The sequence below is a fragment of the Rhodanobacter sp. B05 genome, from assembly GCF_002001085.1.
GTDB lineage: Bacteria > Pseudomonadota > Gammaproteobacteria > Xanthomonadales > Rhodanobacteraceae > Rhodanobacter.
Genome location: NZ_MUNU01000010.1, coordinates 107016 through 128625, shown reverse-complemented (window position 1 = coordinate 128625; position 21610 = coordinate 107016). Strand labels below are relative to the sequence as shown.

24 protein-coding genes are annotated in these 21610 nt (G+C 64.3%); 16 read left to right on the top strand and 8 right to left on the bottom strand.

Annotated elements, in window-relative coordinates; all coding sequences use genetic code 11:
- The first annotated feature begins 57 nt into the window (after nucleotides 1–57).
- The 13 genes from B0E47_RS04520 to B0E47_RS04460 all read left to right on the top strand — a co-directional run bounded on the left by B0E47_RS04520 (nucleotide 58) and on the right by B0E47_RS04460 (nucleotide 9596).
- Nucleotides 58–285: a hypothetical protein gene (locus B0E47_RS04520; RefSeq protein WP_254422805.1), complete on the top strand. Its 228-nt coding sequence runs from the start codon at nucleotides 58–60 to the stop codon at nucleotides 283–285.
- Nucleotides 286–293: 8 nt separating this feature from the next.
- Nucleotides 294–602, top strand: coding sequence for a M48 family metallopeptidase (locus B0E47_RS04515; protein ID WP_254422804.1), 309 nt, complete (start codon nucleotides 294–296; stop codon nucleotides 600–602).
- A 360-nt stretch (nucleotides 603–962) separates the two neighbouring features.
- Complete coding sequence (gene queD / locus B0E47_RS04510; RefSeq protein ID WP_077512809.1) at nucleotides 963–1325, top strand: 6-carboxytetrahydropterin synthase QueD; 363 nt, start codon at nucleotides 963–965, stop codon at nucleotides 1323–1325.
- Nucleotides 1326–1477: 152 nt separating this feature from the next.
- Nucleotides 1478–1870, top strand: a complete 393-nt coding sequence (locus B0E47_RS04505; RefSeq protein ID WP_077512808.1) for a phasin family protein — start codon at nucleotides 1478–1480, stop codon at nucleotides 1868–1870.
- Nucleotides 1871–2132: 262 nt separating this feature from the next.
- Nucleotides 2133–2498, top strand: coding sequence for a hypothetical protein (locus B0E47_RS04500; protein ID WP_077512807.1), 366 nt, complete (start codon nucleotides 2133–2135; stop codon nucleotides 2496–2498).
- Between the two features lie 3 nt (nucleotides 2499–2501).
- Nucleotides 2502–3317 carry a F0F1 ATP synthase subunit A gene (gene atpB / locus B0E47_RS04495; protein ID WP_077512806.1) on the top strand — a complete coding sequence of 272 codons (816 nt, stop codon included), beginning with the start codon at nucleotides 2502–2504 and terminating at the stop codon, nucleotides 3315–3317.
- A gap of 69 nt (nucleotides 3318–3386) precedes the next feature.
- The gene (atpE, locus tag B0E47_RS04490) at nucleotides 3387–3665 is read left to right on the top strand and encodes a F0F1 ATP synthase subunit C (protein ID WP_077512805.1); all 279 of its coding nucleotides are present in this window, start codon (nucleotides 3387–3389) and stop codon (nucleotides 3663–3665) included.
- A gap of 90 nt (nucleotides 3666–3755) precedes the next feature.
- A complete protein-coding gene (locus B0E47_RS04485) occupies nucleotides 3756–4226 on the top strand; it encodes a F0F1 ATP synthase subunit B (protein WP_077512804.1) in 471 nt (156 codons plus the stop codon).
- 3 nt (nucleotides 4227–4229) lie between these two features.
- Nucleotides 4230–4763: a F0F1 ATP synthase subunit delta gene (locus tag B0E47_RS04480; protein WP_077512803.1), complete on the top strand. Its 534-nt coding sequence runs from the start codon at nucleotides 4230–4232 to the stop codon at nucleotides 4761–4763.
- A 187-nt stretch (nucleotides 4764–4950) separates the two neighbouring features.
- Nucleotides 4951–6501 carry a F0F1 ATP synthase subunit alpha gene (gene atpA, locus B0E47_RS04475; RefSeq protein WP_077512802.1) on the top strand — a complete coding sequence of 517 codons (1551 nt, stop codon included), beginning with the start codon at nucleotides 4951–4953 and terminating at the stop codon, nucleotides 6499–6501.
- Nucleotides 6502–6616: 115 nt separating this feature from the next.
- Complete coding sequence (gene atpG / locus B0E47_RS04470; RefSeq protein WP_077512801.1) at nucleotides 6617–7534, top strand: F0F1 ATP synthase subunit gamma; 918 nt, start codon at nucleotides 6617–6619, stop codon at nucleotides 7532–7534.
- Between the two features lie 82 nt (nucleotides 7535–7616).
- Nucleotides 7617–9050, top strand: a complete 1434-nt coding sequence (gene atpD, locus B0E47_RS04465) for a F0F1 ATP synthase subunit beta (protein WP_077512800.1) — start codon at nucleotides 7617–7619, stop codon at nucleotides 9048–9050.
- Between the two features lie 120 nt (nucleotides 9051–9170).
- Nucleotides 9171–9596, top strand: coding sequence for a F0F1 ATP synthase subunit epsilon (locus B0E47_RS04460; protein ID WP_077512799.1), 426 nt, complete (start codon nucleotides 9171–9173; stop codon nucleotides 9594–9596).
- A gap of 88 nt (nucleotides 9597–9684) precedes the next feature.
- On the opposite strand, the gene B0E47_RS04455 is transcribed toward B0E47_RS04460, so the two are convergent.
- Nucleotides 9685–10254, bottom strand: a complete 570-nt coding sequence (locus B0E47_RS04455; RefSeq protein WP_254422803.1) for a DUF3016 domain-containing protein — start codon at nucleotides 10252–10254, stop codon at nucleotides 9685–9687.
- Nucleotides 10255–10394: 140 nt separating this feature from the next.
- On the opposite strand from B0E47_RS04455, the gene B0E47_RS04450 reads away from it, so the two are divergent.
- The 3 genes from B0E47_RS04450 (at nucleotide 10395) to B0E47_RS04440 (ending at nucleotide 13261) form a co-directional block, all read left to right on the top strand.
- Entirely contained in the window at nucleotides 10395–10946 is a 552-nt protein-coding gene (locus tag B0E47_RS04450) for a hypothetical protein (RefSeq protein ID WP_077512798.1), read from the top strand.
- 255 nt (nucleotides 10947–11201) lie between these two features.
- Entirely contained in the window at nucleotides 11202–12599 is a 1398-nt protein-coding gene (gene glmU, locus B0E47_RS04445) for a bifunctional UDP-N-acetylglucosamine diphosphorylase/glucosamine-1-phosphate N-acetyltransferase GlmU (RefSeq protein ID WP_077512797.1), read from the top strand.
- 95 nt (nucleotides 12600–12694) lie between these two features.
- Nucleotides 12695–13261, top strand: coding sequence for a hypothetical protein (locus B0E47_RS04440; RefSeq protein ID WP_139351331.1), 567 nt, complete (start codon nucleotides 12695–12697; stop codon nucleotides 13259–13261).
- A 219-nt stretch (nucleotides 13262–13480) separates the two neighbouring features.
- On the opposite strand, the gene B0E47_RS04435 is transcribed toward B0E47_RS04440, so the two are convergent.
- From B0E47_RS04435 to B0E47_RS04405, 7 genes are all read right to left on the bottom strand, one after another.
- On the bottom strand, nucleotides 13481–13951 hold the full coding sequence (locus B0E47_RS04435; RefSeq protein WP_077512795.1) for a nuclear transport factor 2 family protein: 471 nt from the start codon (nucleotides 13949–13951) through the stop codon (nucleotides 13481–13483).
- Nucleotides 13952–13974: 23 nt separating this feature from the next.
- Nucleotides 13975–15033 carry a hypothetical protein gene (locus tag B0E47_RS04430; RefSeq protein ID WP_217318895.1) on the bottom strand — a complete coding sequence of 353 codons (1059 nt, stop codon included), beginning with the start codon at nucleotides 15031–15033 and terminating at the stop codon, nucleotides 13975–13977.
- A gap of 57 nt (nucleotides 15034–15090) precedes the next feature.
- Complete coding sequence (locus tag B0E47_RS16705; protein ID WP_139351329.1) at nucleotides 15091–15363, bottom strand: hypothetical protein; 273 nt, start codon at nucleotides 15361–15363, stop codon at nucleotides 15091–15093.
- 17 nt (nucleotides 15364–15380) lie between these two features.
- Complete coding sequence (locus B0E47_RS04420; protein WP_077512792.1) at nucleotides 15381–16610, bottom strand: hypothetical protein; 1230 nt, start codon at nucleotides 16608–16610, stop codon at nucleotides 15381–15383.
- A gap of 96 nt (nucleotides 16611–16706) precedes the next feature.
- Nucleotides 16707–17669 (bottom strand): hypothetical protein, encoded by a 963-nt coding sequence (locus B0E47_RS04415; protein WP_077512791.1) that lies wholly within the window; start codon nucleotides 17667–17669, stop codon nucleotides 16707–16709.
- A gap of 326 nt (nucleotides 17670–17995) precedes the next feature.
- On the bottom strand, nucleotides 17996–19768 hold the full coding sequence (locus B0E47_RS04410) for a tetratricopeptide repeat protein (RefSeq protein WP_077512790.1): 1773 nt from the start codon (nucleotides 19766–19768) through the stop codon (nucleotides 17996–17998).
- Nucleotides 19765–21594, bottom strand: a complete 1830-nt coding sequence (locus tag B0E47_RS04405) for a hypothetical protein (RefSeq protein WP_077512789.1) — start codon at nucleotides 21592–21594, stop codon at nucleotides 19765–19767. Before B0E47_RS04405 ends, B0E47_RS04410 begins: the two co-directional genes overlap by 4 nt.
- Nucleotides 21595–21610: the final 16 nt, after the last annotated feature.

The following is a 21610-nucleotide window of genomic DNA, read 5'->3' as shown; positions in this document are numbered from 1 at the left end:
CAGTTGCTTTCGCACACCAAAGATCGGTGCACCCTCGCTAACTGCAGGGAAGACACCATGAACATGATTGCCCAGCCTGAGCGGGTAGACAAACTGCTGACCGGCTTCGATGCGCCGCCATGCACGTATCTCTACATCGACAAGTCGATGCAGGATCATGGGCTGTTTCAGGCGATCTGCCGGACCAATCGGCTTGACGGCGCGGACAAGGACTTCGGCTACATCGTCGACTACAAGGACCTGTTCAAGAAGCTGGTGAACGAGCAGGGTATCGCGAGCATCTGAGGCAGGCTGTGCCGCCGCTGCTTGCCAAGTGGGAGCCACTTTTGGGAGTGCGGGTCGCGCGTTTCTATGTGCAACGCATGAAGACGAAGTGGGGCAGTTGCAATGCTGGTGCACGCCACATCCGGTTGAATACCGAGCTCGCCAAAAAGCCGCCGGAATGTCTCGAATACATCGTTGTCCACGAACTCTTGCACCTGCGCGAACCAACCCATAACGAACGTTTCGTGGCCTTGATGACCCGGCTGATGCCCAATTGGCGTGACTGCCGGGACGCACTGAATCGTTTGCCGGTCAGGAACGAGCATTGGCTCTATTAGTTGTTCTCGCGAAATCAGGAGGGCCTTTGTCGCAATCTGCCCTTTCCTGAAACCTCAAGGACGGTTTTTCCTGTCTTGTGCACGGGTGGGTGATGCGTTCTGTGCCTTCGGCACCCGAAAAGGGCATCAATGAGTAAGGTTCACCCTTTCTCGTGTGGTCGGCTTTGGCGGTCGGCTACAATGAACGGGCGCGATGGAATGCAGGGCATCTCCTCGATGTGCCTCGAACGGAACTTTTTGAGCAACTCGCGTTAGAACTTCAGCAGCCGAAAGGCTCGGCGGCATCGATCAGGATGCAATTTTTCTCTCTCTCTCTCGTTTCCTGCCGCCACCCCATCCATTTGCGCGCAGACATCCGCCATGCACATCTTCAAAGCCTTCACCCTCGAAGCCGCCCATCGCCTTCCCAACGTGCCGCCTGGCCACAAGTGCGCGCGTCTGCACGGCCATTCCTTCCGCGTCGAGATCCACGTGGCCGGCGAACCTGATCCGCAGCTCGGCTGGGTGATGGACTTTGCCGATCTGAAGACGGCGTTTCAGCCGCTTTATGACCAGCTCGACCATCACTACCTCAATGACATCGAGGGGCTGGAGAATCCGACCAGCGAGATGCTGGCGCGGTGGATCTGGCAGCGGCTGGAGCCGCGTCTGGCGGGGCTGGACAAGGTGGTGGTGCATGAGACTTGCACGTCCGGGGCCAGCTGCAGCCGGGCGAATTTGTGACGCGTTGCGTTAGAATCATGATCGATGTAAATATTCGTTTTAACTGAATATTTGTTGACTGGTCTGGCCATCTCTCAAATTTCATGTTGCGTTGCAGCAGAAAGCTTGCTAAGGTAGCACCCACTACCCCAGACCTCGACGAGGGCAATGCCATGAATCAGCAGATCAACAACCAGCTTTTCGCTTTCACCAAGCAGTTCACCGACAGCGCTTTCAAGGCGCACTCGCTGGCCCTGAAGGGTCTGGAGAAGGTCGCCGAGCTGCAGCTCAAGGCGCTCGAGCAGCAGACCAAGGTGTCGGCCGAGTTCGTCGCCGAGGTGATGGAGACCCGTGACGTGAACGGCCTGCGTGGCCTGTGGGAGAAGGGCAGCAGCCTGAGCCGCGAGAATGCCGAGCATGCCGTGGCGGTGTCGCAGGAAGTGCTGGCGATCACCCAGAAGACTGCCGAGTCGCTGAACGCACTGGTGCAGGAGCAGCGCCAGGCGGCCAATGACGCGGTCACCGCGCCGGTTGCCGCTGCCGCCAAGAAGGCGTCCGCCAAGTAATCCAGCCAGTTGCTGGCCGTTTGATGCAAGACGACGGGGCCGAACACGATGTTCGGCCCCGTTCGCATGTGCGGGCGCAAGATCATGCGATGATGTCGGGCTGGGTGCGCCCCGCGAGACGTCGATTTTGCCAACGCGGCGCGAAATGCCGCAGGTGCGGCGGCTTGTCCGCGCAATTGGCGCACTGATATACTTTTACGGATTGGATCGTGGCGGGTGACTGAAACGGTGCCGCCTGCTGCAGGCCGCGCGGAGACGTCACTTGCTCAACAACCTGGCCTCGGGTCGGCGCCTCGCCTTGCGCATCGTGTTGCTGCAGTTCGCTGTAGCCGTGCTGGCGGGTCTCCTCTTCCTTGCGCTGGGGCGTCGTGAAGCGGTGTCGGCCGCGGCGGGCGCGGTGTTGGTGGCGCTGGGTACCGCGGCGATGTCGGCGCGGATGTTCAGCAACATTGGCGGCGCAGGCCTGGCGCTGGGGCGGCTGCTGACGGGCATGTTCCTGAAATGGATCGTGATCGTCGGAGGGCTGGTCATGATCCTGTTCCAATTCAAATTGCCGCCACTGGCCGCCGTCACGGGGTTGGTGGCTGCCTACGCGGTCTATCTGCTGGCGTTCAGATTCAAGGGTTGACACATGGCAAGCGAGCCGGGCGGGCTTACCGAATACATCCAGCACCACCTGACCCATCTCACGCCGCATGTGAGCAAGGGCGGTTTCTGGGCGGTGCACATCGACTCGGTCACCGTGTCGCTCGCGCTCGGCGTGCTGTTCTGCCTGTGGTTCTGGCTGCATGCGCGCAAGGCAACGGCTGGCGTGCCGGGCAAGGGGCAGGCGTTCGTCGAGATCATCCTCGAGTTCGTCGACGGCCAGGTCAAGGACGTGTTCCATGGTGACCGCCGCATCCTGGGTCCGCTGGCGCTGACCGTGTTCATCTGGGTATTCCTGATGAACGCGATGGACCTGCTGCCGGTCGACCTGCTGCCGTATATCACCGAGAAATTCGGCATCGGCCACTTCCGCGCCGTGCCCACCGCCGACATCAACATGACGTTTGCGATGTCGCTGACGGTATTCGTGCTGATCATCTTCTACAGCTTCAAGGCCAAGGGCTTTGGCGGCTACATGCATGAGTTGTTCACCGCGCCGTTCGGCAAGCATCCGGCGCTGTGGATTCCGAACTTCCTGCTCAACGTGGTCGAGCTGCTGTCCAAGCCGGTGAGCCTGGCGATGCGACTGTTCGGCAACATGTACGCGGGCGAGCTGGTGTTCATGCTGATCGCCGGCCTGTTCAGCGCCGGTGCCGGGCTGGCCGGCTGGGCGCTGTACGGCGCCGGCATCATCGGTTACACGGTGTGGGGCATCTTCCACATCCTGATCATTTCGATCCAGGCATTCATCTTCATGGTGCTGACGATCGTGTACATCTCGATGGCGCACGATCACCACTGATTGGCTGCTCTCGAACCCTTCGTTTCAACCGTTTTGCTTTCCCAAGTTTGAATTTCTCAGGAGACCGTCGTGGAACTCATCGCTCACATTGCTCAAGTGCAGTCCTTCACCGCCATCGCGCTTGGCCTGATCATCGGCCTCGGCGCGCTTGGTGCCTGTATCGGTATCGGCGTCATGGGCTCGAAGTTCCTCGAAGCCGCTGCGCGTCAGCCGGAGCTGGTGCCGCTGCTGCAGGGCCGCATGTTCCTGCTCGCCGGCCTGATCGACGCCGCGTTCCTGATCGGCGTGGCGCTGGCGATGTACTTCGCCGTGGCCAACCCGCTGCTGTCCAAGCTGGCCGGCGCGTAAGCCTCGTGGCGGCGCCGCGGCGCCGCCGGTTCGACCCGGGTGTCTTGACGCCCGGGTTCGGTTCAACCCGTATTTGCAGGTAACGCAGCGATGGATTTCAACGCGACCTTGATTGGCGAAATGCTTTCGTTCGCCATCCTGATCTGGTTCTGTGTGCACTTCATCTGGCCGCATCTCAACAAGGCCATCGAAGAGCGCCAGATCAAGATCGCCGAAGGCCTGAATGCGGCCGAGCGCGCGCATGCCGAGCTGAAGGACGCCGACTCCAAGGTGGCGGCCGAGATCAAGCAGGCGCGCTTGCAGGCCTCGGAGATCATCGACAAGGCCCAGCAGCAGGCCAACCAGATCATCGAAAAGGCCCGTGGCGAAGCGGTGCACGAGATCAACCGGCTGAAGGCTTCGGCGCAGGACGACATCGCCTCGATGGCGCAGCGCGCGCGCGACCAGCTGCGCGAGCAGGTCGGTGCGCTGGCGGTGCAGGGTGCCAGCAAGATCGTGCAGCGCGAGGTCGATGCCTCGACGCACAAGGCCTTGCTCGACCAGCTTGCGGCAGGCCTTTGATCGATGGCCCAGGCAATCACCCTCGCCCGTCCCTATGCCCGCGCCGCGTTCGAAGTGGCGCACGCCGCCGGTTCGCTGGATGCGTGGTCGCAGGCGCTGGCGTTTGCCGGCGCGGTCGCGGCCGATCCGCGCGTAGCCGGCCTCGGCAATGATCCGCGGGTGATCCCGGCGCAACTGGTCGCGCTGCACCTGCCCGCGGGTGTCGCGAAGGATGCGCCGTTCGGGCAGTTCCTCGCCGAGATGGCCGAACAGCGTCGGCTGGCTCTGCTGCCGGAAGTGGCCGAGCTGTACGAGACGTTCAAGCGCGAGTCCGAATCGCAACTGCTGGTCAAGGTGACCAGCGCGATGGCGATCGATGCGGCGCAGGCCGAGCAGCTCAAGGCCTCGCTGAAGCGCCGCTTCAAGCGCGAGATCGAACTGGAAACCCGGGTCGACGCCTCGCTGCTGGCTGGCGCGGTGATCGATACCGGCAGCGAAGTGATCGACGGTTCCGCCCGCGGGCGCCTGGCCAAGCTGGCCGGCGCGCTGGGAAATTAAAAGCAGATGAAAAGTGGAGAGAACTGAGAAACGAGTGGGTTGCAACGATCACGCCGCCGCTCTTGCTCACCGCTCACTCCTCGCCAGTAGTTTCACGCGAAGTCCATTTCGCGGAGAGCAAACCCCGGCATCCATGCCGGACTCTCAAAGAAAGCATCGCGTTTACAAAATTTCAGGATAACGACCCATGTCCAGCACCACTTTGAATCCGTCCGAGATCAGCGAACTGATCAAGAGCCGCATCGAGCAGTTCAAGCTCGGCGCCGAGGCACGCAACGAAGGCACGATCATCAGCGTGTCCGATGGCATCGTGCGCATCCACGGCCTGGCCGACGCGATGCAGGGCGAAATGATCGAGCTGCCGGGCAACGCGTTTGCGCTGGCGCTGAACCTGGAGCGTGACTCGGTCGGCGCCGTGGTGCTGGGCGAGTACCAGCACCTGCGCGAAGGCGATACCGCCAAGACCACCGGGCGCATCCTCGAAGTGCCGATCGGTCCGGAGCTGCTCGGCCGCGTGGTCGACGCGCTGGGCAACCCGATCGACGGCAAGGGTCCGCTCAACGCCAAGCTCACCGCGCCGGTCGAGAAGGTTGCGCCGGGCGTGATCTGGCGCAAGTCGGTCGATCAGCCGCTGCAGACCGGCTACAAGTCGGTCGACGCGATGATTCCGGTCGGCCGTGGCCAGCGCGAGCTGATCATCGGCGACCGTCAGACCGGCAAGACCGCGCTGGCGATCGACGCGATCATCGCCCAGCGCGATTCGGGCATCAAATGCATCTACGTGGCGATCGGCCAGAAGCGTTCGTCGATCGCCAACGTGGTGCGCAAGCTGGAAGAGAACGGCGCGCTGGCCAACACCATCGTGGTGGTCGCCTCGGCCTCCGAGTCGGCCGCGCTGCAGTACGTGGCGCCGTACTCTGGCTGCGCGATGGGCGAGTATTTCCGCGATCGCGGCCAGGATGCGCTGATCATTTACGACGATCTGTCCAAGCAGGCCGTGGCGTATCGCCAGATTTCGCTGCTGCTGAAGCGCCCGCCGGGCCGCGAGGCATATCCGGGCGACGTGTTCTATCTCCACTCGCGTCTGCTCGAGCGTGCGTCGCGCGTGTCCGAGGCCTACGTCGAGAAGTTCACCCACGGCGAAGTGAAGGGCAAGACCGGTTCGCTGACCGCGCTGCCGATCATCGAGACCCAGGGCGGCGACGTGTCCGCGTTCGTGCCGACCAACGTCATCTCGATCACCGACGGCCAGATCTTCCTGGAGACCGACCTGTTCAACGCCGGCATCCGCCCGGCCGTGAACGCCGGTATCTCGGTATCGCGCGTAGGTGGTTCGGCGCAGACCAAGATCGTGAAGAAGCTTTCCGGCGGCGTGAAGCTGGCGCTGGCACAGTTCCGTGAACTGGCCGCGTTCGCGCAGTTCGCCTCGGACCTGGACCCGGCCACGCGCGCCCAGCTGGATCGCGGCCAGCGCGTCACCGAGCTGATGAAGCAGTCGCAGTATTCGCCGCTGTCGATCGCCGAGCTGGCGCTGTCGGTGTACGCCGCCGAGAAGGGCTACCTCGACGACCTGCCGGTGAACAAGGTGCTGCCGTTCGAGAAGGGCCTGCATGCCTTCATGCATCAGAACCACGAAGAACTGATGAAGAAGATCGTGGCCACCGGCAACTGGGACAACGACATCGAAGCCACCTTCAAGGCGTCGCTGGACGAGTACAAGAAGACCGGTAGTTGGTAAGGCAGGGAATAGAGATACGGGATTGGGGATTCGGAAGAGCTTGAAGTCGCGGCTTTTACGAATCTCGAATCCCCAATCCCGAATCCCACGAGTGAGCATAGCGAGCGAGTAGCGAATGGCCAGCGGACGCGAAATCAAAACCAAGATCAAGAGCACGCAGAACATGCGCAAGGTCACGCGCGCGCTCGAAATGGTCTCGGCGGCCAAGATCCGCCGCGCGCAGGACCTGATGAAGGCCTCGCGTCCGTATGCCCGCCTGATGCGCAAGGTGATCGCGCACGTGGCGCAGGCCAGCACCGAGTTCAGTCATCCGTTCCTGAGCGAGCGCGAGCAGGTGGCGCGGGTCGGCTACATCGTGGTGTCAACCGACCGCGGCTTGTGCGGCGGCCTCAACTCCAACATGTTCCGTCGCCTGCTGCCGGCGATCGCCGAGTGGCAGAAGCAGGGCGTGCAGGTGGACGTGGTGGCGATCGGCCAGAAGGCGATCTCGTTCTTCCGCCGCATCAAGGGCGTCAACCTGGTCGGTAGCGTCAGCCATCTCGGCGAAAAGCCGAAGCTGGAGCAGCTGGTCGGCGTGATCAAGGTGATGATGGACGCCTATACGGCCAATGCGCTGGATCGCGTGTTCCTGGCTTACAGCGACTTCGTCAACACGATGACGCAGAAGCCGACCATCGACGCGCTGCTGCCGCTGCCGCTGGTAGCGGCCGAGATGGAAGCGCACCAGGCGGCGGGCGAATCGGCCTACGCCGGCGTGAAGCTGGAGGTCGGACACGACTGGGACTACCTCTACGAGCCGGATGCACAGACCGTGATCGAACACGTGCTGGGCCGCTATATCGAATCGGTGGTGTACCAGGCCACGCTGGAGAACCTGGCCAGCGAGCACGCCGCCCGCATGGTCGCGATGAAGGCCGCGTCGGACAACGCGAACAAGGTGATCGACACGCTGACGCTGACCTACAACAAGGCGCGCCAGGCGGCGATCACCCAGGAAATTTCCGAGATCGTGGGAGGAGCGGCCGCGGTGTAACCGCGGCAGCTTTTGAAAAATTCATGGCGACGCGCAGCGGCGCCGCAACACAACCTAAAGAGATTCATCCGGAGCTATCAGCATGAGCCAGGGCAAAGTTGTTCAGATCATCGGTGCGGTCGTCGACGTGGAGTTTGCGCGTGACCAGGTGCCGCAGGTGTACGACGCACTCAAGATCGACGGCACCGACATCACGCTGGAAGTGCAGCAGCAGCTCGGCGACGGCATCGTGCGCGCGATCGCGCTCGGTTCCACCGAAGGCCTGAAGCGCGGCCTCGAGGCGCGCAACACCGGCGAGGGCATCAAGGTGCCGGTGGGCAAGGCCACCTTGGGCCGGATCATGGACGTGCTCGGCAACCCGATCGACGAGGTCGGCCCGATCGACGCCAAGGATCACTGGGTGATCCACCGCGAGGCACCGAGCTACGACGAGCAGGCCGCGTCCAACGACCTGCTGGAAACCGGCATCAAGGTGATCGACCTGGTGTGCCCGTTCGCCAAGGGCGGCAAGGTCGGCCTGTTCGGCGGCGCCGGCGTGGGCAAGACGGTGAACATGCTGGAACTGATCAACAACATCGCCACCCAGCACGCCGGCCTGTCGGTGTTCGCCGGCGTGGGCGAGCGCACCCGCGAAGGCAACGACTTCTATCACGAGATGCAGGACGCGGGCGTGGTGAAGATCGACAACCTGCCCGAGTCCAAGGTGGCGATGGTCTACGGCCAGATGAACGAGCCGCCGGGCAACCGCCTGCGCGTGGCGCTGACCGGCCTGACCATGGCCGAGTACTTCCGCGACGAGAAGGACGAGAGCGGCAAGGGCAAGGACGTGCTGTTCTTCGTCGACAACATCTACCGCTACACGCTGGCCGGCACCGAAGTGTCCGCGCTGCTCGGCCGCATGCCGTCGGCGGTGGGCTACCAGCCGACCCTGGCCGAGGAAATGGGCGTGCTACAGGAGCGCATCACCTCGACCAAGACCGGCTCGATCACCTCGATCCAGGCGGTCTACGTGCCCGCGGATGACTTGACCGATCCGTCGCCGGCGACCACCTTCGCGCATCTGGATTCCACCGTGACGCTGTCGCGCGACATCGCCTCGCGCGGCATCTACCCGGCGGTGGATCCGCTCGATTCGACCAGCCGCCAGCTCGACCCGAACGTGGTCGGCGCCGAGCATTACGACGTGGCCCGTCGCGTGCAGGGCACCTTGCAGCGTTACAAGGAGCTGAAGGACATCATCGCGATCCTGGGCATGGACGAGTTGTCCGAGGAAGACAAGCAGGCGGTGTACCGCGCGCGCAAATGCGAGCGCTTCTTCTCGCAGCCGTTCCACGTGGCCGAGGTGTTCACCGGCGCGCCGGGCAAGTACGTGTCGCTGGCCGAAACCATCCGCGGCTTCAAGATGATCGTCGACGGCGACGTGGACCACCTGCCGGAGCAGGCGTTCTACATGGTCGGCGGCATCGACGAAGCGATCAAGAAAGCCGAAGAGATGGGTGCGAAGAAAGCGGCGTAAGCCGCCACCTTCCGGGATTCGGGAGACGGGATTCGGGATTCGAAAGAATTGCGACCTGCGGCTTTTGCGAATCCCGAATCCCGAATCCCGAATCCCGTCGAGCAAAGCGAGACAAAAGAAATGACCCCAACCATCCGCGTCGACATCGTCAGTGCCGAAGCCGAGATCTTCTCCGGCGACGCGACCATGGTCGTGGCGACCGGCGAGCTGGGCGAGCTGGGCATCACGCCGCGCCATGCGCCATTGATCACGCGCCTGAAGCCCGGTCACGTCGACGTGCTGCTGGAGAACGGTGACCGCCAGCAGTTCTACGTGTCCGGTGGCATCCTCGAAGTGCAGCCGCAGGTGGTCACCGTGCTGGCCGATACCGCGGCGCGTGCGGCCGACCTCGACGAGGCCTCGGCGCAGCGCGCCATGAAGGAGGCGCAGGATGCGCTGGCCAACCGCAGCGATGCGATCGAGATCGCCGAAGCGCAGACCAAGCTGACCGAGGCCATGGCCCAGTTGCAGGCGCTGGAGCGGCTGCGCAAGAACCTCAAGCACTGAGCGGGATCCGGCAACAAGGCCGGATCATCGGCGCCTCGGGACCACGCAGCCGCTTTTGCAGCCCGGAAGATTTCTGCGGCCCACGCTCCTAGAGCTTTTCCGGGCCGCGCCGCAACCAGTCGTCGATCAGCGCCTTGTCGTAACGCAAGGGGTCGGTATCGGTCGGCATCGCCACGCCGCTCTGCAGGTAGCCGAGGTTGCGCAACTTGCGTGACCCCTCGCGCAGCACCTTGCCATTGCCGTCGACGAGCTGGAACGTCAGGTCGATGCGCGGCGGATAGACATCCTTCATGAAACGCACGTACCTGAAGTTCGGCCCGTGCCAGGGCTCGTAGCCGCCGGCGAGCTTGATGTCGGTGATGCTGACTTCAAGCCGGTCGTCCGGTGGCAGCATCCGCATTGCCCGCTTGATCAGGTGGCTCTTCAGCGACTTCAGGTAGTCGGCGTCGTTGTAGCTGTCCTGCTGGCCGAACTCGCGTGCCTCGCTGAATTTCTCCGGATTGACATAGGTCACCGTCACTCTGGCCTCCGCCGCGGGCGTCGCCGCGGCCGGCGACTGTGCGGCGGCCGGCGCTGCGGCCAGGGCTGGTCCAACGCCCACCGCAATCACGGCAAGGGCGACGATGCCGCGCAGGTTCAATCCCGTCATGCGTTTCATGATCCACCTCAGTCTCGTTGCTGCCGCCGACGCACAGCCTGGCACGACTTGCGTTGCGGTTTCGTGTGCGTTTGGTAGCGCCTTGCGCCCGGTGCAGGCCTGCGCCAGCATCAAAGCCTCGATCTGCCGGAGCGACATTGATGGCGGTACGGCATGCCCGTTTGGGGCATCTGTGTTGCGCGCCCCTGCTGCTGGCTGGTTGCGCCGCGGCGGGGCTGCGGACGCCAGCGGCCATCGCGACGAGCGCTGGCGGCCATCCGTCGAAGCCGGTCGCGATGCAACACTACGTGTTGCCGATGGGCGATATTTCCAGCGGTGGAACCGCCATCGTGCGCCATTCGCCGGTGTATCCGGCGGCCCTGCTGGCGGCGTGTCCGGCCCTGGTCCGGGTGCGTGCCCGGGTGAGCGTCGACGGCGCCGGGCGCGTCCGCGAAGTGCGCAGCATGGTCGTCGACGATGCCGCGGCGACGGCACGCTGGCAGCCGTTCTTGCTTGCCGTCCGGGTAGCGGTGATGACATGGCGCTTCAACCCCTTGCAGGTGACTCACTGGGCGGCCGATATCGATGGGAACAGCCATGTGGTGGACAGCGCGGACGAGCCCTTCGACCGGTTCTATGTATTCCGGTTCGCCTGCCACGCCGGCAAGCCGGTGGTGAGCGTGGAGCCGGTCGGCACCGCGCCAGGTTCGTAGCCGGCTCGCCTGGGGCGGCGGCACAACCAGAACCAGGCGAAGAGGATCAGTTCGCCACCCACATCCCGATCAGCGGGCGCATCGACGACAGGCAACCGGGCGTCTTTCAAGGTGATTCTCCGTGAGCGGCGCAATGCCTCGATCAGGGCCTGTGCGTCGCGGCGGCGGCAGTGGAAGTCGACTGCCGGGCGCTGCTGATCCCGGGCGCACGATGTATCCTCGACGGGGTTTGATTGAACGACAAACGGGGTCGAGATGGACGATGCTCAGCTGCATGTGATCGTGCTGGCCGCCGGTGCCGGCACGCGGATGAAATCGAATCGCGCCAAGGTGCTGATGCCGCTGGCCGGCAAGCCCTTGCTGGCGCATGTGATCGCCACCGCGCGGACCTTGCAGCCGGCCGCCATCCACATCGTCTACGGCCACTGCGGCGAGCAGGTGCGGGCGGCGTTTGCGGACCAGGCCGACCCCGGATCAAGTCCGGGGCAGGCTCTGCGCTGGGTGCTGCAGGCCGAGCGGCTGGGCACGGGCCATGCAGTGGAGCAGGCGCTGGCCGAGGTGCCTCGTGTGGCGCGAGTGCTGGTGCTGTATGGCGACGTGCCGTTGACCCGCGTCGACACCCTGCAGCAGCTGCTGGAAGCGGAGGGCAAGTTCAGCCTGCTGACCACGCGGCTGGCCGACCCGCAGGGTTACGGCCGCGTGCTGTGCGACGGCAATGGCCGCGTGCGCGAGGTGGTCGAGGAGAAGGACGCCGACTCCGGCCAGCGCGCGGTGAACCTGGTCAACACCGGCATCCTGGTCGCCGAGGCGCTGGCCTTGCGTAGCTGGATCAAGCAGCTCAATCGGAACAATGCGCAAGGCGAGTATTACCTCACCGACGTGTTCCGGATGGCTGCCGAAGAGGGTCGTGGCGCGCTCAGCGTCGAGTGCGCCGATCCGGTCGAAGCGGCCGGCGCCAACGACCCCGTGCAACTGGCGGAACTGGAGGCCGCGTTCCGTCGTCGCGCTGCGCACGCCCTGCTGCGCGACGGCGTGCGCATGGCCGACCCCGCGCGGGTCGACGTGCGTGGCACGGTCGAGGCCGGCCGCGATGTCGAACTGGACGTCGACGTGATCCTGGAAGGCCATGTGGTACTCGGCGACGACGTGCGCATCGGTGCGTTCACGCGACTGAAAAACGTGCGACTGGCCGCCGGTACCGTGCTGCACTCGCACTGCGATCTCGATGGCGTCGTCACCCACGGGCCCTGCACGATCGGCCCGTTCGCGCGGCTGCGCCCCGGCACCGAACTCGACAGCGGCGTGCACGTGGGCAATTTCGTCGAAACCAAGAAGACCCGCATCGGCGAGAACAGCAAGGCGAACCACCTCAGCTACCTCGGCGACACCGTGATCGGCCGCGGCGTCAACGTCGGCGCCGGCACCATCACCTGCAACTACGACGGCGTGAACAAGTTCGTCACCCGCATCGATGACGGCGCCTTCATCGGCTCGAATACCGCCCTGGTGGCACCGGTGACGATCGGCGCGCAGGCCACCATCGGCGCCGGCTCGGTGATCACCCACGATGCGCCGGAAGGGCAGCTGACGGTCGCGCGCGGCCGGCAGCAGACGTTCGAGGGCTGGAAGCGGCCGGTGAAGAAGCCGCTATAGTCGGGCCGCGTGCCACGGCTTCGCGGCCGTTGGCACCAATCCTTTCCGGGACACGATTTCCAAGCGAAAACACAGGGGGAGTGGCACGGATGCGCATGAAGCCATCGTGGCATGTTTTCGGGGGTCTGCTTGTCGCTGTCGCCTTGCAGGGCTGCGCTGGCACAGCCCAGGTGCTCAGCGCCGCCGACCGGCAGTCACTGCAATCGTTGCCGCTGTTTGCTCGCGATGGCACGCCGCGTCTCAGCCTCGAGCTGTCGTGCCTGGGTGAATTTGTTTCGTGCAACACGATCCGCCACGGCTTCGAGCACTGGGCCGGCGATCGGCATATCCACATGCGGATGGTGGAGTCGCTGGATGCGCCGCCGCCGGATCGACAGGCCACTACGCCGTATCGGCTGGCCGTCAGCATCACGCCGCTGGTGGTGTCCAGTTACAACAAGGTCTACGTGAAAGGGGACAATCTTTCCGGCGGCTACACGCCGCCCAAGGTCAGCTATCGCGCCAGCCTGTACGTGTTCGATGCGGCAACCGGCCAACAGCTGCGCAACCTGTCCCTGCACGACGAGCGCGTGGCTGCTTACAAAGTCGATGCGAATATCTACCTTCGCGCCGAGGTCAAAGCCTTCATCGCTGGCGTGGATCCCTCGTATCGATCGCAGTAAGCGGGATGCGGGTTGGCGCAGCTGCAGATCGGCGATCTACTTGCTGCGCTGATCGACGAAGGACGTCATCTACGCGTAGCGCCAACCATCGATCTCCACCAGCAGCTCGCTGCGGCAGATAATGAAAGTGGGCAGAAGTAGATTTTTCCGCATCTGTGTTTCGCTCTATTGGCAGTGATGCATTCACGCACAGTCCGGTTCGCCAGGAATCTGCCGAGGCTAGCGCACCCAGGATTCGTGGCCGTACACGATGCGCCAGCCATCTGCGAATTTCCGCCAGATGCTGGTGACCGTAAAGGTTCCGACCGCCGGCTTCCCGTCAGGACCGGTCCGCCGCGAGGACAGGGTCGCGGTGGTCACCCATGCATCGGGCGCAAGTTGCAAGAACTCGGTCGCGGTAGTCGGCCTGTAAACCACGTCGGATTTGCCGCCGCGCCACCACTTCAACTGCTGCGCATACAATGCATCCCAGCCATGGATGACCCTGCCGTTGAACGCGAAAGCCAATTCCGGGCCGTGTTGGAAGGCCGCCATGAAACGCTTGGCGTCATGTGCTTTCGCTGCGCGCCCCATGTTGGCCTCGACAGCTTCGATCTGCTGCTGCGCCGACAACGATGCGGATTGCGCGCAAGCGATGCCCGCGAAAAGGCCCATGCAAAGCATCACAACCACCAGGCAAAACCGTTTCATGCGAGTTCTCCTCGATTCGAGCCTCAGGGCTCGCGCGAGGCGGCATAAGCCGCCACCGCGATCATGTCGCGCAAGCTCAGGTGCAACGCTTCCCGCTGCATCGGCGCGGCACCGGCATTGCTACGGCCGCCAGTCTGAAACAGGATTAGCTCACGGACGATATAGGTCGGCGACCGGCCCGCGAGCGGCGGGATATTGCCGACGCCTCGCAGATCGGCGCCGTGGCAGGATTCGCAGGCTTGCGCGGCGCCGATACCTTTCGCCGCGATCACCGCGCCGCGCGCGATGCTGCCGGGCGGCACGTACGCGATGAACCCGAAGCGCGTATCGCGCAATTCGGTGCGTTCCATGTCGGTAGAGGTTTCGATGATGCGCTCGCCGATCGGCTCGCGTGCGCCCCCGGCATCTGCCGCCAGCATCCAGTGCGCGATGTGCGTCTTCGGCACCGTCGGGGATTCGATCACCCGCGTCCACGGTTTGAACTCGAGCTTCGAGAAATAGGCCGCGGCGAGTCGGAGATCGACGTCGCCGACGTTGCGTGCCTCGGCTGGCATGAATTTCGCCGTGGCCGCCCGCCCGCTGGCGCGCTCGCCGCTGCGAAACGCCTTGACCTGCTCGATGATGTAAGCAGCGGGCAAGCCCGCAAGCGCCGCATTCTCGGGACGGCCTTGCCCGTTCGGCAGATGGCAATACGCGCAGGCCCACGCCGGCTTGCGGCCGCGGGCCACGATGCGCGGCATCGGCGGATGATCCTGCGGGAACCAGTCGGGTGCACCGAACATGGCGTCGTACTGCGCCAGCGTGTAGCTGCGCGTGCTGCCCGGCACATGCAGCGGTTTGTGCATATCCGGCGGCGGCGTGTTCGGGTCGGGCGGCGGATTGAGCGGAAACGCCCAGGTCATCGCGGTGCGGATTTCGGCATTCCTCGATGTCCGCGCATTCTGTGCAAGGACAACCGAGCTGCCCGTCACCAGCAACACAAGCGATACGGCTACTGAAATGGTGGTCCATTTCCCAATTTCGGTACGCACATCAAAACCCCGATCGACAAAGGAATGTTTTCGGATTCGCGTCGTCTGCAAACACAGGTGATTACTGCGCCGCCGTTTCCGGCGGCTTGTACGGCAATCCCGTCTTCTTCAGCACTGCCTTGAAGCGCGGATCGTCGCGGATCGGGTCGAAACCCGGATCCCACAATGGATGACCGTGCCGTTGATGGCGAAGACCAGGTTCGGACCGCGCACCATCGTCGCCATGAACGCATCGGTATCGTGCGCGTTCGCGGCCTGGAACATCTTCGCCATCTGCGGCCGGATCGCCTGTTCCGCCGCCGACAAAGCCGGTTGCGCGCAGGCACTTCCCGCAAACAAGCCCATGCAAACCATCACCACAACCGCAACGATTTTCTTCATGTGCGTTCTCCTCGTCCTCATGGATTGCTGAATACGGCGCCGTGCGGCATGGCGCTGCCTTGCCAGCCGTCCGGCCACGTGCGTGTGAAATCGATCACCGCCGGGTCAAGCTTCAGTTCGCCCGTCTGGCGGTCGATCGTTGCAAATCGCACCTTGGTATCGAGCGCACCGTAACCGGTGACGACCAAGCGACCTCCGCCCGGCTCGAGCGCCAGCCAGTGCGGATATTCGTCCGGCGGCAGCAGGATACGGCTGACTTCGCGCGGATGCTCCGGATCGCGCATGTCGAGACTCACGATGGCGTGTCCGCTTTGCGCGGCTTCCACCAGAAAATTGCCGACGGCCACCGGCACTTCGCATGTGCGGTAGCCGAAGTCGTAGACATGCTGCAGCGTAGGATGGTCGCCCGTCAGATTCCGGACCAGGAAGAGACCGCAATTGAAGGTCGGAACGACGACCGTCTTGCCGTCGGCAAGCAGGCGCGGCTCGGACGAATCCGCAGCCGTGTCGTAATACCAGTCGGGTTGCGGCGGCAGCGGCATGGTCTGCATCAGCTTCAGATCGGAAAGCCGCCAGACCTGCGCCACATGGCTGACCTGCGCAGCCATCATGTCCGCGCTGCCGGTGACGACGCGGTCGTGTTTTTCGTCCACCGCCAAGCTGTACGGGCGAACGTCGGGATGCCCGGCCACGGCTGCCGAAGCGGTCTTCACGACCTTGCCTTGCGGATCGAACTCGACCAACCCGCCTGCGGCATGGTTAAACCCGCCGGAATACTGGAACGTTGCCAGTGTGTTGCCGTTGGAGAGATGGACAAACGAGTGGGGGTAACCGAATGCGCCGACACTGCCGAATTTCCGCGCGAGGCGCGGATGCACGGGATCGCGAAGGTCGAAGACGTAAGTGCGATCCCCGAGCCAGTCGTTGGCGTACAGGATGTCGTTCGGGGGTTCCGCGTAGTTCGTGTGATGTGCCTGCGCCGCATCTCCGACCGGCAGCATCGCCACGAGTTTGCCGAACGATGGACCAGGGCGGATGTCGAACACCGCGAGGAAGTCCTTGCCCAATCCCAGACCGCTTCGCCGCGCGGGAATGTCGGCCGGCGTCATCTCCGGCACCGAGGCATGAGGATGTTGGGCTTCCATCGCCCACACAAAGAGATAGTGGCTGGAACCCGGCGCTGCGTCGGCGATCCGAGGGGAGATCAGAGCCAGCAGCAGCGCGCAGCAGGAAATGGTTTTCTTCATGGATCACCCCGCCATGTGTTGATGATTTGTCGCGAAGAAGGCCGAGGCGATTGCACGGTGGATACAGCGCCGCATCCCGCGTCGTGTTACTGGAAGTCAAGGTTTGCGCGAGGCCGCATACGCGGCGACGTCGATCATGTCATTCAGCGTCAACTGCGCGGCTTCCGCGCGCATCGGCGCCGCGCCGGGATTGGTACGGCGTCCCAGCCGGAACAGGATCAGTTCGCGTGCGATGTAAGTTGGCGAGCGCCCGGCGAGATACGGAATGTCGCCAACGCCTTGCAGCTTCGTGCCGTGACAGGATTCGCACGATGCCGCCGCGCCGGTGCCGTTCGCGGCGATGACCGCGCCGCGCGAGATGCTGCCCGTCGGCACGTAGGCGAGGTAGCGGACGCGATCGTCGGACAGGGAGTAGTCACTGAAACTTGCTGGCGTTTCGATGATGCGCTCGCCGATGGGTCCGCGCGCATCGCCCTCGTCCGGCACCTGCACGAAATATTTCCAGTGCATCTTCGGCACGCTCGCCGTTTCGACCACGTGCACGCGCGGAACGAACTTCGTCGCCGAGAAACAGTCGGCTGCCTGCTGCAGATCGGCCGGCGTCAGTGCGCGCGCTTCATCGATCATGTCGTGCGCAGTCGCGGGGCCACCGATGCCGCGCTTGCCGGCGTGGAACGCGGCTACCTGTTCCAGGATGTACGCTTTCGGCAGGCCGTCCAGCGACGCCGTGGCGGGGACACCGATGCCGCTGATCAGGTGGCACTCGGCGCAAGGTCGGGCCGGCTTGCGACCCACCTCCACGATGTGCGGCGCAGGCGGATGATCCTGCGGAAACCAGTCCGCGTCATCGATGCCATCCATCTGTGCCTGCGTGTAATTCACTGCGCTGCCGGTCACGTGCAGGACCTTGCGCGGATCGGACTTTGGCTTCGGCGCGTGCGGATCCGGCGGCGGCGGGAATACTGGAAACGCCCACGCTTCCGCGGCGCGGAATGGATCATCGCCCGCTGCATTCGCGGCCGTTGCGGCGATCGCCGCGCCGGCAACACATGCGAACACACACACTGCCGCACAGGCGGCAGCCCGAGCTTTCAAATGGAAACGCATGACATCCCCACCGCAGAAAAGGAGTGACTCCCTACCCGAATCGACGTGCGCATCATGCGCAGTCTTGATGCCATGCCGCGGCCGGTTGGCCGCCTCCCGCAGCGACGCCACGCTATCGGCGCGATTCCCGCCGCACAAGTGCCGCGAATGCGCACTTTCGGAAAGCCTTTGCACCGTCATGACCGATGCAGAGCGCAATCGGCGGGCGGGAAGACCAGGCGAATCCCGCCGGGGCAACGAAACCGGGTGCGCGGCGGCAGTGGCGGGCGTATTCCGCCTTACGGCAGCGCCTTGGCGCCGGTGGCCGGCAGGCCGACCTTTCGGCAGAACGCGGCGAAGCGTGGATCATCCTTGTAGCGCAGGATGAACGGATCGGTGAGCAATCGCTGGATGCCCGGATCACGGGTATCCCACGCGCGATCCAGCCACTGGAACATGTTGTCCGGGTCCTTGCGCAAGCCATACACCTCGGCGATCTGGTAAGCCGATCCGTCAGCGCTCTTTGCGATCAGGTTCTGCAGCGCCGCATCGGCCGCAGCACGGTCGTCGCCGACTTGCAGGGCGAAGGCCAGCGCGATATCGCGCCATGTGCCGGGCGGTTCCCGTTGCGCCGTGGCCAGCGCGGCCTTGGCTTCGCCGCGCTGGATCTGAATGAGCGCGAGCCCGGCGGGAAGGAACGATTTGCCCGGCATGACCTCGATGGCCTTGCGCGCCGCGAGCTCGGCCTGATCGAGCTGGCCCGCGGCAGCGAGGTTCCAGCCCAGCCAATACCAGGCGGCGCCACTGCGGGGATCGGTCGCGATGGATCGCCGGATCAATGGGATCGCCCGCCGTGGGTCTCCGAGTGCCCCGAGCACGAGGCCCAGTCCAAACTGCGGCAGGCTGTCATTGGGTGCAAGCTCCACGGCACGACGGTATTCGGCCTCCGCCCCGGTCCAATCGAAATCCGCCCACTGCAGCAGCACCGCGCGCGACACGTGCGCCATCGCCATGTCGGGATCCAGTTGCAATGCCCGCTCGGCCGCGGCCCGGCCCTTGACGAAGGCTTGCCGCTGTTCCTCGCCGCTCAGGAACGTGCCTCCGAGCGTCGCCCACGTGTAGGCCAGATTGGCATAGGCCCGTGCGTAATGCGGATCGATCGCGGTCGCCTGTTGGAAAAACGCGATCGCCTCGTGGGCGTCTGCCGGATCGATCAGGACGGCATGGAAGCGTCCGCGCGAATACGCGTTCCATGCATCAAGGCTTCCGCTGGGCGGCCGATCGCCCTGCGGTGCCGCCTTGCCGTTGTCGAGCAACTTCGCTTTCAGCGCGGCGGCGACCTTTTGAGTGATGTCGTCCTGCAGCGCGAACAGATCCTTGTACGGCCGGTCGTAGTGCTGCGACCACACCGCCGTGCCGTCGGCGGCTTTGATCAGGGTCGCGCTGACGCGCACGACGTCGCCGGCGCGTTGCACGCTGCCTTCCAGCAGATGCGCCACGCCGAGTTTCTCGCCGATGGTCTTCGGATCGTCGCTGGAATTGCGGAACTTGAACGATGAATCGCGCGCGATCACCTTCAGGCCCGCGAACTGCGACAACGCGGTGATCAGGTCTTCCGACAGGCCATCCGAAAAATACTGCTGGTCCCTTTCGCCGCTTTCGTTGCTGAGCGGCAATACCGCGATGGACTTGTCCGTGATTCCACCCGTTCCCCTGGGCGAGATGAATCGATCGGTCAGCAGCAGCACCACCGCCACGGCGAGCACCGCGATGATCCACTTGTCCAGCTTGCGCCCGGTCGAATGCGCGACCGAATCGTCCGGCGCGATTTCGCTCTCGCGCCTCAGCCCCTGCGGCGTCCATTCATAGAACCACGCGAACGCGATCCAGAACGGAAAGCCAACGCATGCGGCGATCACGAACCAGCGCGTGATCCATGCCGGCGCGCCAAGCGGCGGCCCGAGCTGCGAAATGCCCTGCGCCAGCGCCCACACGGCACCGGCGTACAACGCTGCCGCGCGCAGCACATTGCGGCGCTTGAGTTCTTCGAACAAGGAGTACCTTGTGCTCATGGTGCCGCCGCATCCTGCGGCACGTAAGGCAATCCCACCTTCTTCAGCACCGCCTTGAAGCGCGGATCGTTGCGGATGGGATCGAACGCCTCAATCCAGAGCAATTGCGGAACCGTGCTGTTGCCTCGCGCCGCGAATTCTTCCAGCGCATCCAGGGCGCGATCGCGCTCGCCCAACTGGATCAGGAACATGGCATGCACGATCGCGTCGCGAGGAATCTCTGCATTGGCCGATGCAGTTTCCAGGCTTTGTACCGCGCGCGCGCGCTGGGCCGGATCGGCGATACCCCGGACCAGCAACACCCTGGCTTCCGGATTGGTGCCGCCGAGTGCAGCCGCCGCGCGAGCCTGGGCCTCCGCTTCCGGATAACGCCGAAGGGCAAGATAGATGTTCAGCGCGGCGCGGTGGACGAACAGGCTCTCCGGATGCGCAGCCACGATCGCCCCGATTTGCGAAGCGGCAGTGGCGGCATCGTCGCGATGCAACCGCAACCGGAGTTGCACCCGGATCGCGGCGCTGATCCCGGACAGCGGATCGCGCTGCAGCGCGCGATCCAGTTCGACCAGCGCGGGTTCGAGCTGGCCCGCGCCGTCCAGGAATTGTGCGTACTGGTTCAGGGCCTCGGCGTCGCCGGGAGCGAGCGCCAGTGCCCGGCGCAAGGCGCGATCCGCGTCGGCCCAGCGCATCTGGTTGCCGTACACCATGCCTTGCGCGACAAAAGCCAACGCGGTATCCGGATTCAGCGTGAGTGCACGCTGCGCGGATGCCAGCGAATCCGCGTAGGCGACTTGGGCCGACGCGGGCCCGTAGCCTGGCAGCAGCGCCTGGGCTTCCGCCAATGCCGCCCATGCCTGCGCATAGTTCGGATCGATCGCGACAGCCTGCTGGAAAACGCCAACCGCTTCGCCCACCGAGCGCGCGGCCAGCAGGGTCAATCCACGCAAATAGAAATCGTGCCCACGTGGATCGACCGTCTTCTGCGCTACCAGCGTTGAGCCGCTTCCCTCCGCCAGTTGCACTTTCAGCTTGTCGGCGATCGCCTTGGAGATTTCATCCTCGACCGCGAAGATGCTGGTGAGTTTGCGATCGTACTTCTCCGACCACAGGTGATAGCCGCTGCGCGTGTCGATCAACTGCGCGGTGATGCGCACCTCGTCGCCGGATTTCTGCACGCTGCCTTCCAGCACCGTCGCGACATCCAGCACCTCCCCGACCTTGCGCAGGTCCTCGGCCTTGCCCTTGAAGGCGAATGCGGAAGTGCGCGCGGCGACTTTCAAATCCGGCACCTGCGCCAGCGCGTCCAGGATTTCCTCGGTGATACCGTCGCTGAAATAATCGTTCTTCGGATCGCCGCTCATGTTGACGAACGGCAACACCGCGATGGATTTTGCGGGAATCGGAATGGTTGGCGCGCTCGCCGCCACAGGCGCAATGGGTAGCCCGGATGAAGTCGCGGCAGCGACGGAATCCGGGATGGTCCTTCCCGGATTCCGCTGCGCTGCATCGGGGCTACGGATTTGAGCAGGTGCTGCACGTTCATGGCGCCACAACAATCCGCCGCCGATCGCCAATACCAGTGCGATCAGCAGCAATTCCGCGCCGGAGACGCGTTGTGCACCACGCTCGCCGTGGTACCACGCCAGCAGCAGCGCGATGACGAAGCCCAGCGCAATCACGGCGAACGCAATGCGCATGATGTCGTGCGGCCAGTCGTAGCTGTCCACCGCGAGACCGAGCGCTTGCAACAGCGCCCATCCCGCGGCGAGGTACGCCAGCGCCCATTGCACTAGCTTGCGCTGCTTCAGGCGTGCGAGAAGTTCACCCATGCTTGCCCCCACGCAC

Excerpts from the sequence above, each read along its gene's own strand:
- B0E47_RS16705 (WP_139351329.1), bottom strand. The coding sequence starts at position 15,363 with ATGAAGAAAATCGTTGCGGTTGTGGTGATGGTTTGCATGGGCTTGTTT.
- B0E47_RS04405 (WP_077512789.1), bottom strand. The coding sequence starts at position 21,594 with ATGGGTGAACTTCTCGCACGCCTGAAGCAGCGCAAGCTAGTGCAATGG.
- B0E47_RS04480 (WP_077512803.1), top strand. The coding sequence starts at position 4,230 with ATGGCCCAGGCAATCACCCTCGCCCGTCCCTATGCCCGCGCCGCGTTC.
- B0E47_RS04410 (WP_077512790.1), bottom strand. The coding sequence starts at position 19,768 with ATGAGCACAAGGTACTCCTTGTTCGAAGAACTCAAGCGCCGCAATGTG.
- atpB (WP_077512806.1), top strand. The coding sequence starts at position 2,502 with ATGGCAAGCGAGCCGGGCGGGCTTACCGAATACATCCAGCACCACCTG.
- B0E47_RS04435 (WP_077512795.1), bottom strand. The coding sequence starts at position 13,951 with ATGAAACGGTTTTGCCTGGTGGTTGTGATGCTTTGCATGGGCCTTTTC.
- B0E47_RS04450 (WP_077512798.1), top strand. The coding sequence starts at position 10,395 with ATGGCGGTACGGCATGCCCGTTTGGGGCATCTGTGTTGCGCGCCCCTG.
- B0E47_RS04460 (WP_077512799.1), top strand. The coding sequence starts at position 9,171 with ATGACCCCAACCATCCGCGTCGACATCGTCAGTGCCGAAGCCGAGATC.
- B0E47_RS04455 (WP_254422803.1), bottom strand. The coding sequence starts at position 10,254 with ATGAAACGCATGACGGGATTGAACCTGCGCGGCATCGTCGCCCTTGCC.
- atpA (WP_077512802.1), top strand. The coding sequence starts at position 4,951 with ATGTCCAGCACCACTTTGAATCCGTCCGAGATCAGCGAACTGATCAAG.
- B0E47_RS04505 (WP_077512808.1), top strand. The coding sequence starts at position 1,478 with ATGAATCAGCAGATCAACAACCAGCTTTTCGCTTTCACCAAGCAGTTC.
- B0E47_RS04420 (WP_077512792.1), bottom strand. The coding sequence starts at position 16,610 with ATGAAGAAAACCATTTCCTGCTGCGCGCTGCTGCTGGCTCTGATCTCC.
- B0E47_RS04485 (WP_077512804.1), top strand. The coding sequence starts at position 3,756 with ATGGATTTCAACGCGACCTTGATTGGCGAAATGCTTTCGTTCGCCATC.
- atpD (WP_077512800.1), top strand. The coding sequence starts at position 7,617 with ATGAGCCAGGGCAAAGTTGTTCAGATCATCGGTGCGGTCGTCGACGTG.
- glmU (WP_077512797.1), top strand. The coding sequence starts at position 11,202 with ATGGACGATGCTCAGCTGCATGTGATCGTGCTGGCCGCCGGTGCCGGC.
- atpG (WP_077512801.1), top strand. The coding sequence starts at position 6,617 with ATGGCCAGCGGACGCGAAATCAAAACCAAGATCAAGAGCACGCAGAAC.
- queD (WP_077512809.1), top strand. The coding sequence starts at position 963 with ATGCACATCTTCAAAGCCTTCACCCTCGAAGCCGCCCATCGCCTTCCC.
- B0E47_RS04520 (WP_254422805.1), top strand. The coding sequence starts at position 58 with ATGAACATGATTGCCCAGCCTGAGCGGGTAGACAAACTGCTGACCGGC.
- B0E47_RS04440 (WP_139351331.1), top strand. The coding sequence starts at position 12,695 with ATGAAGCCATCGTGGCATGTTTTCGGGGGTCTGCTTGTCGCTGTCGCC.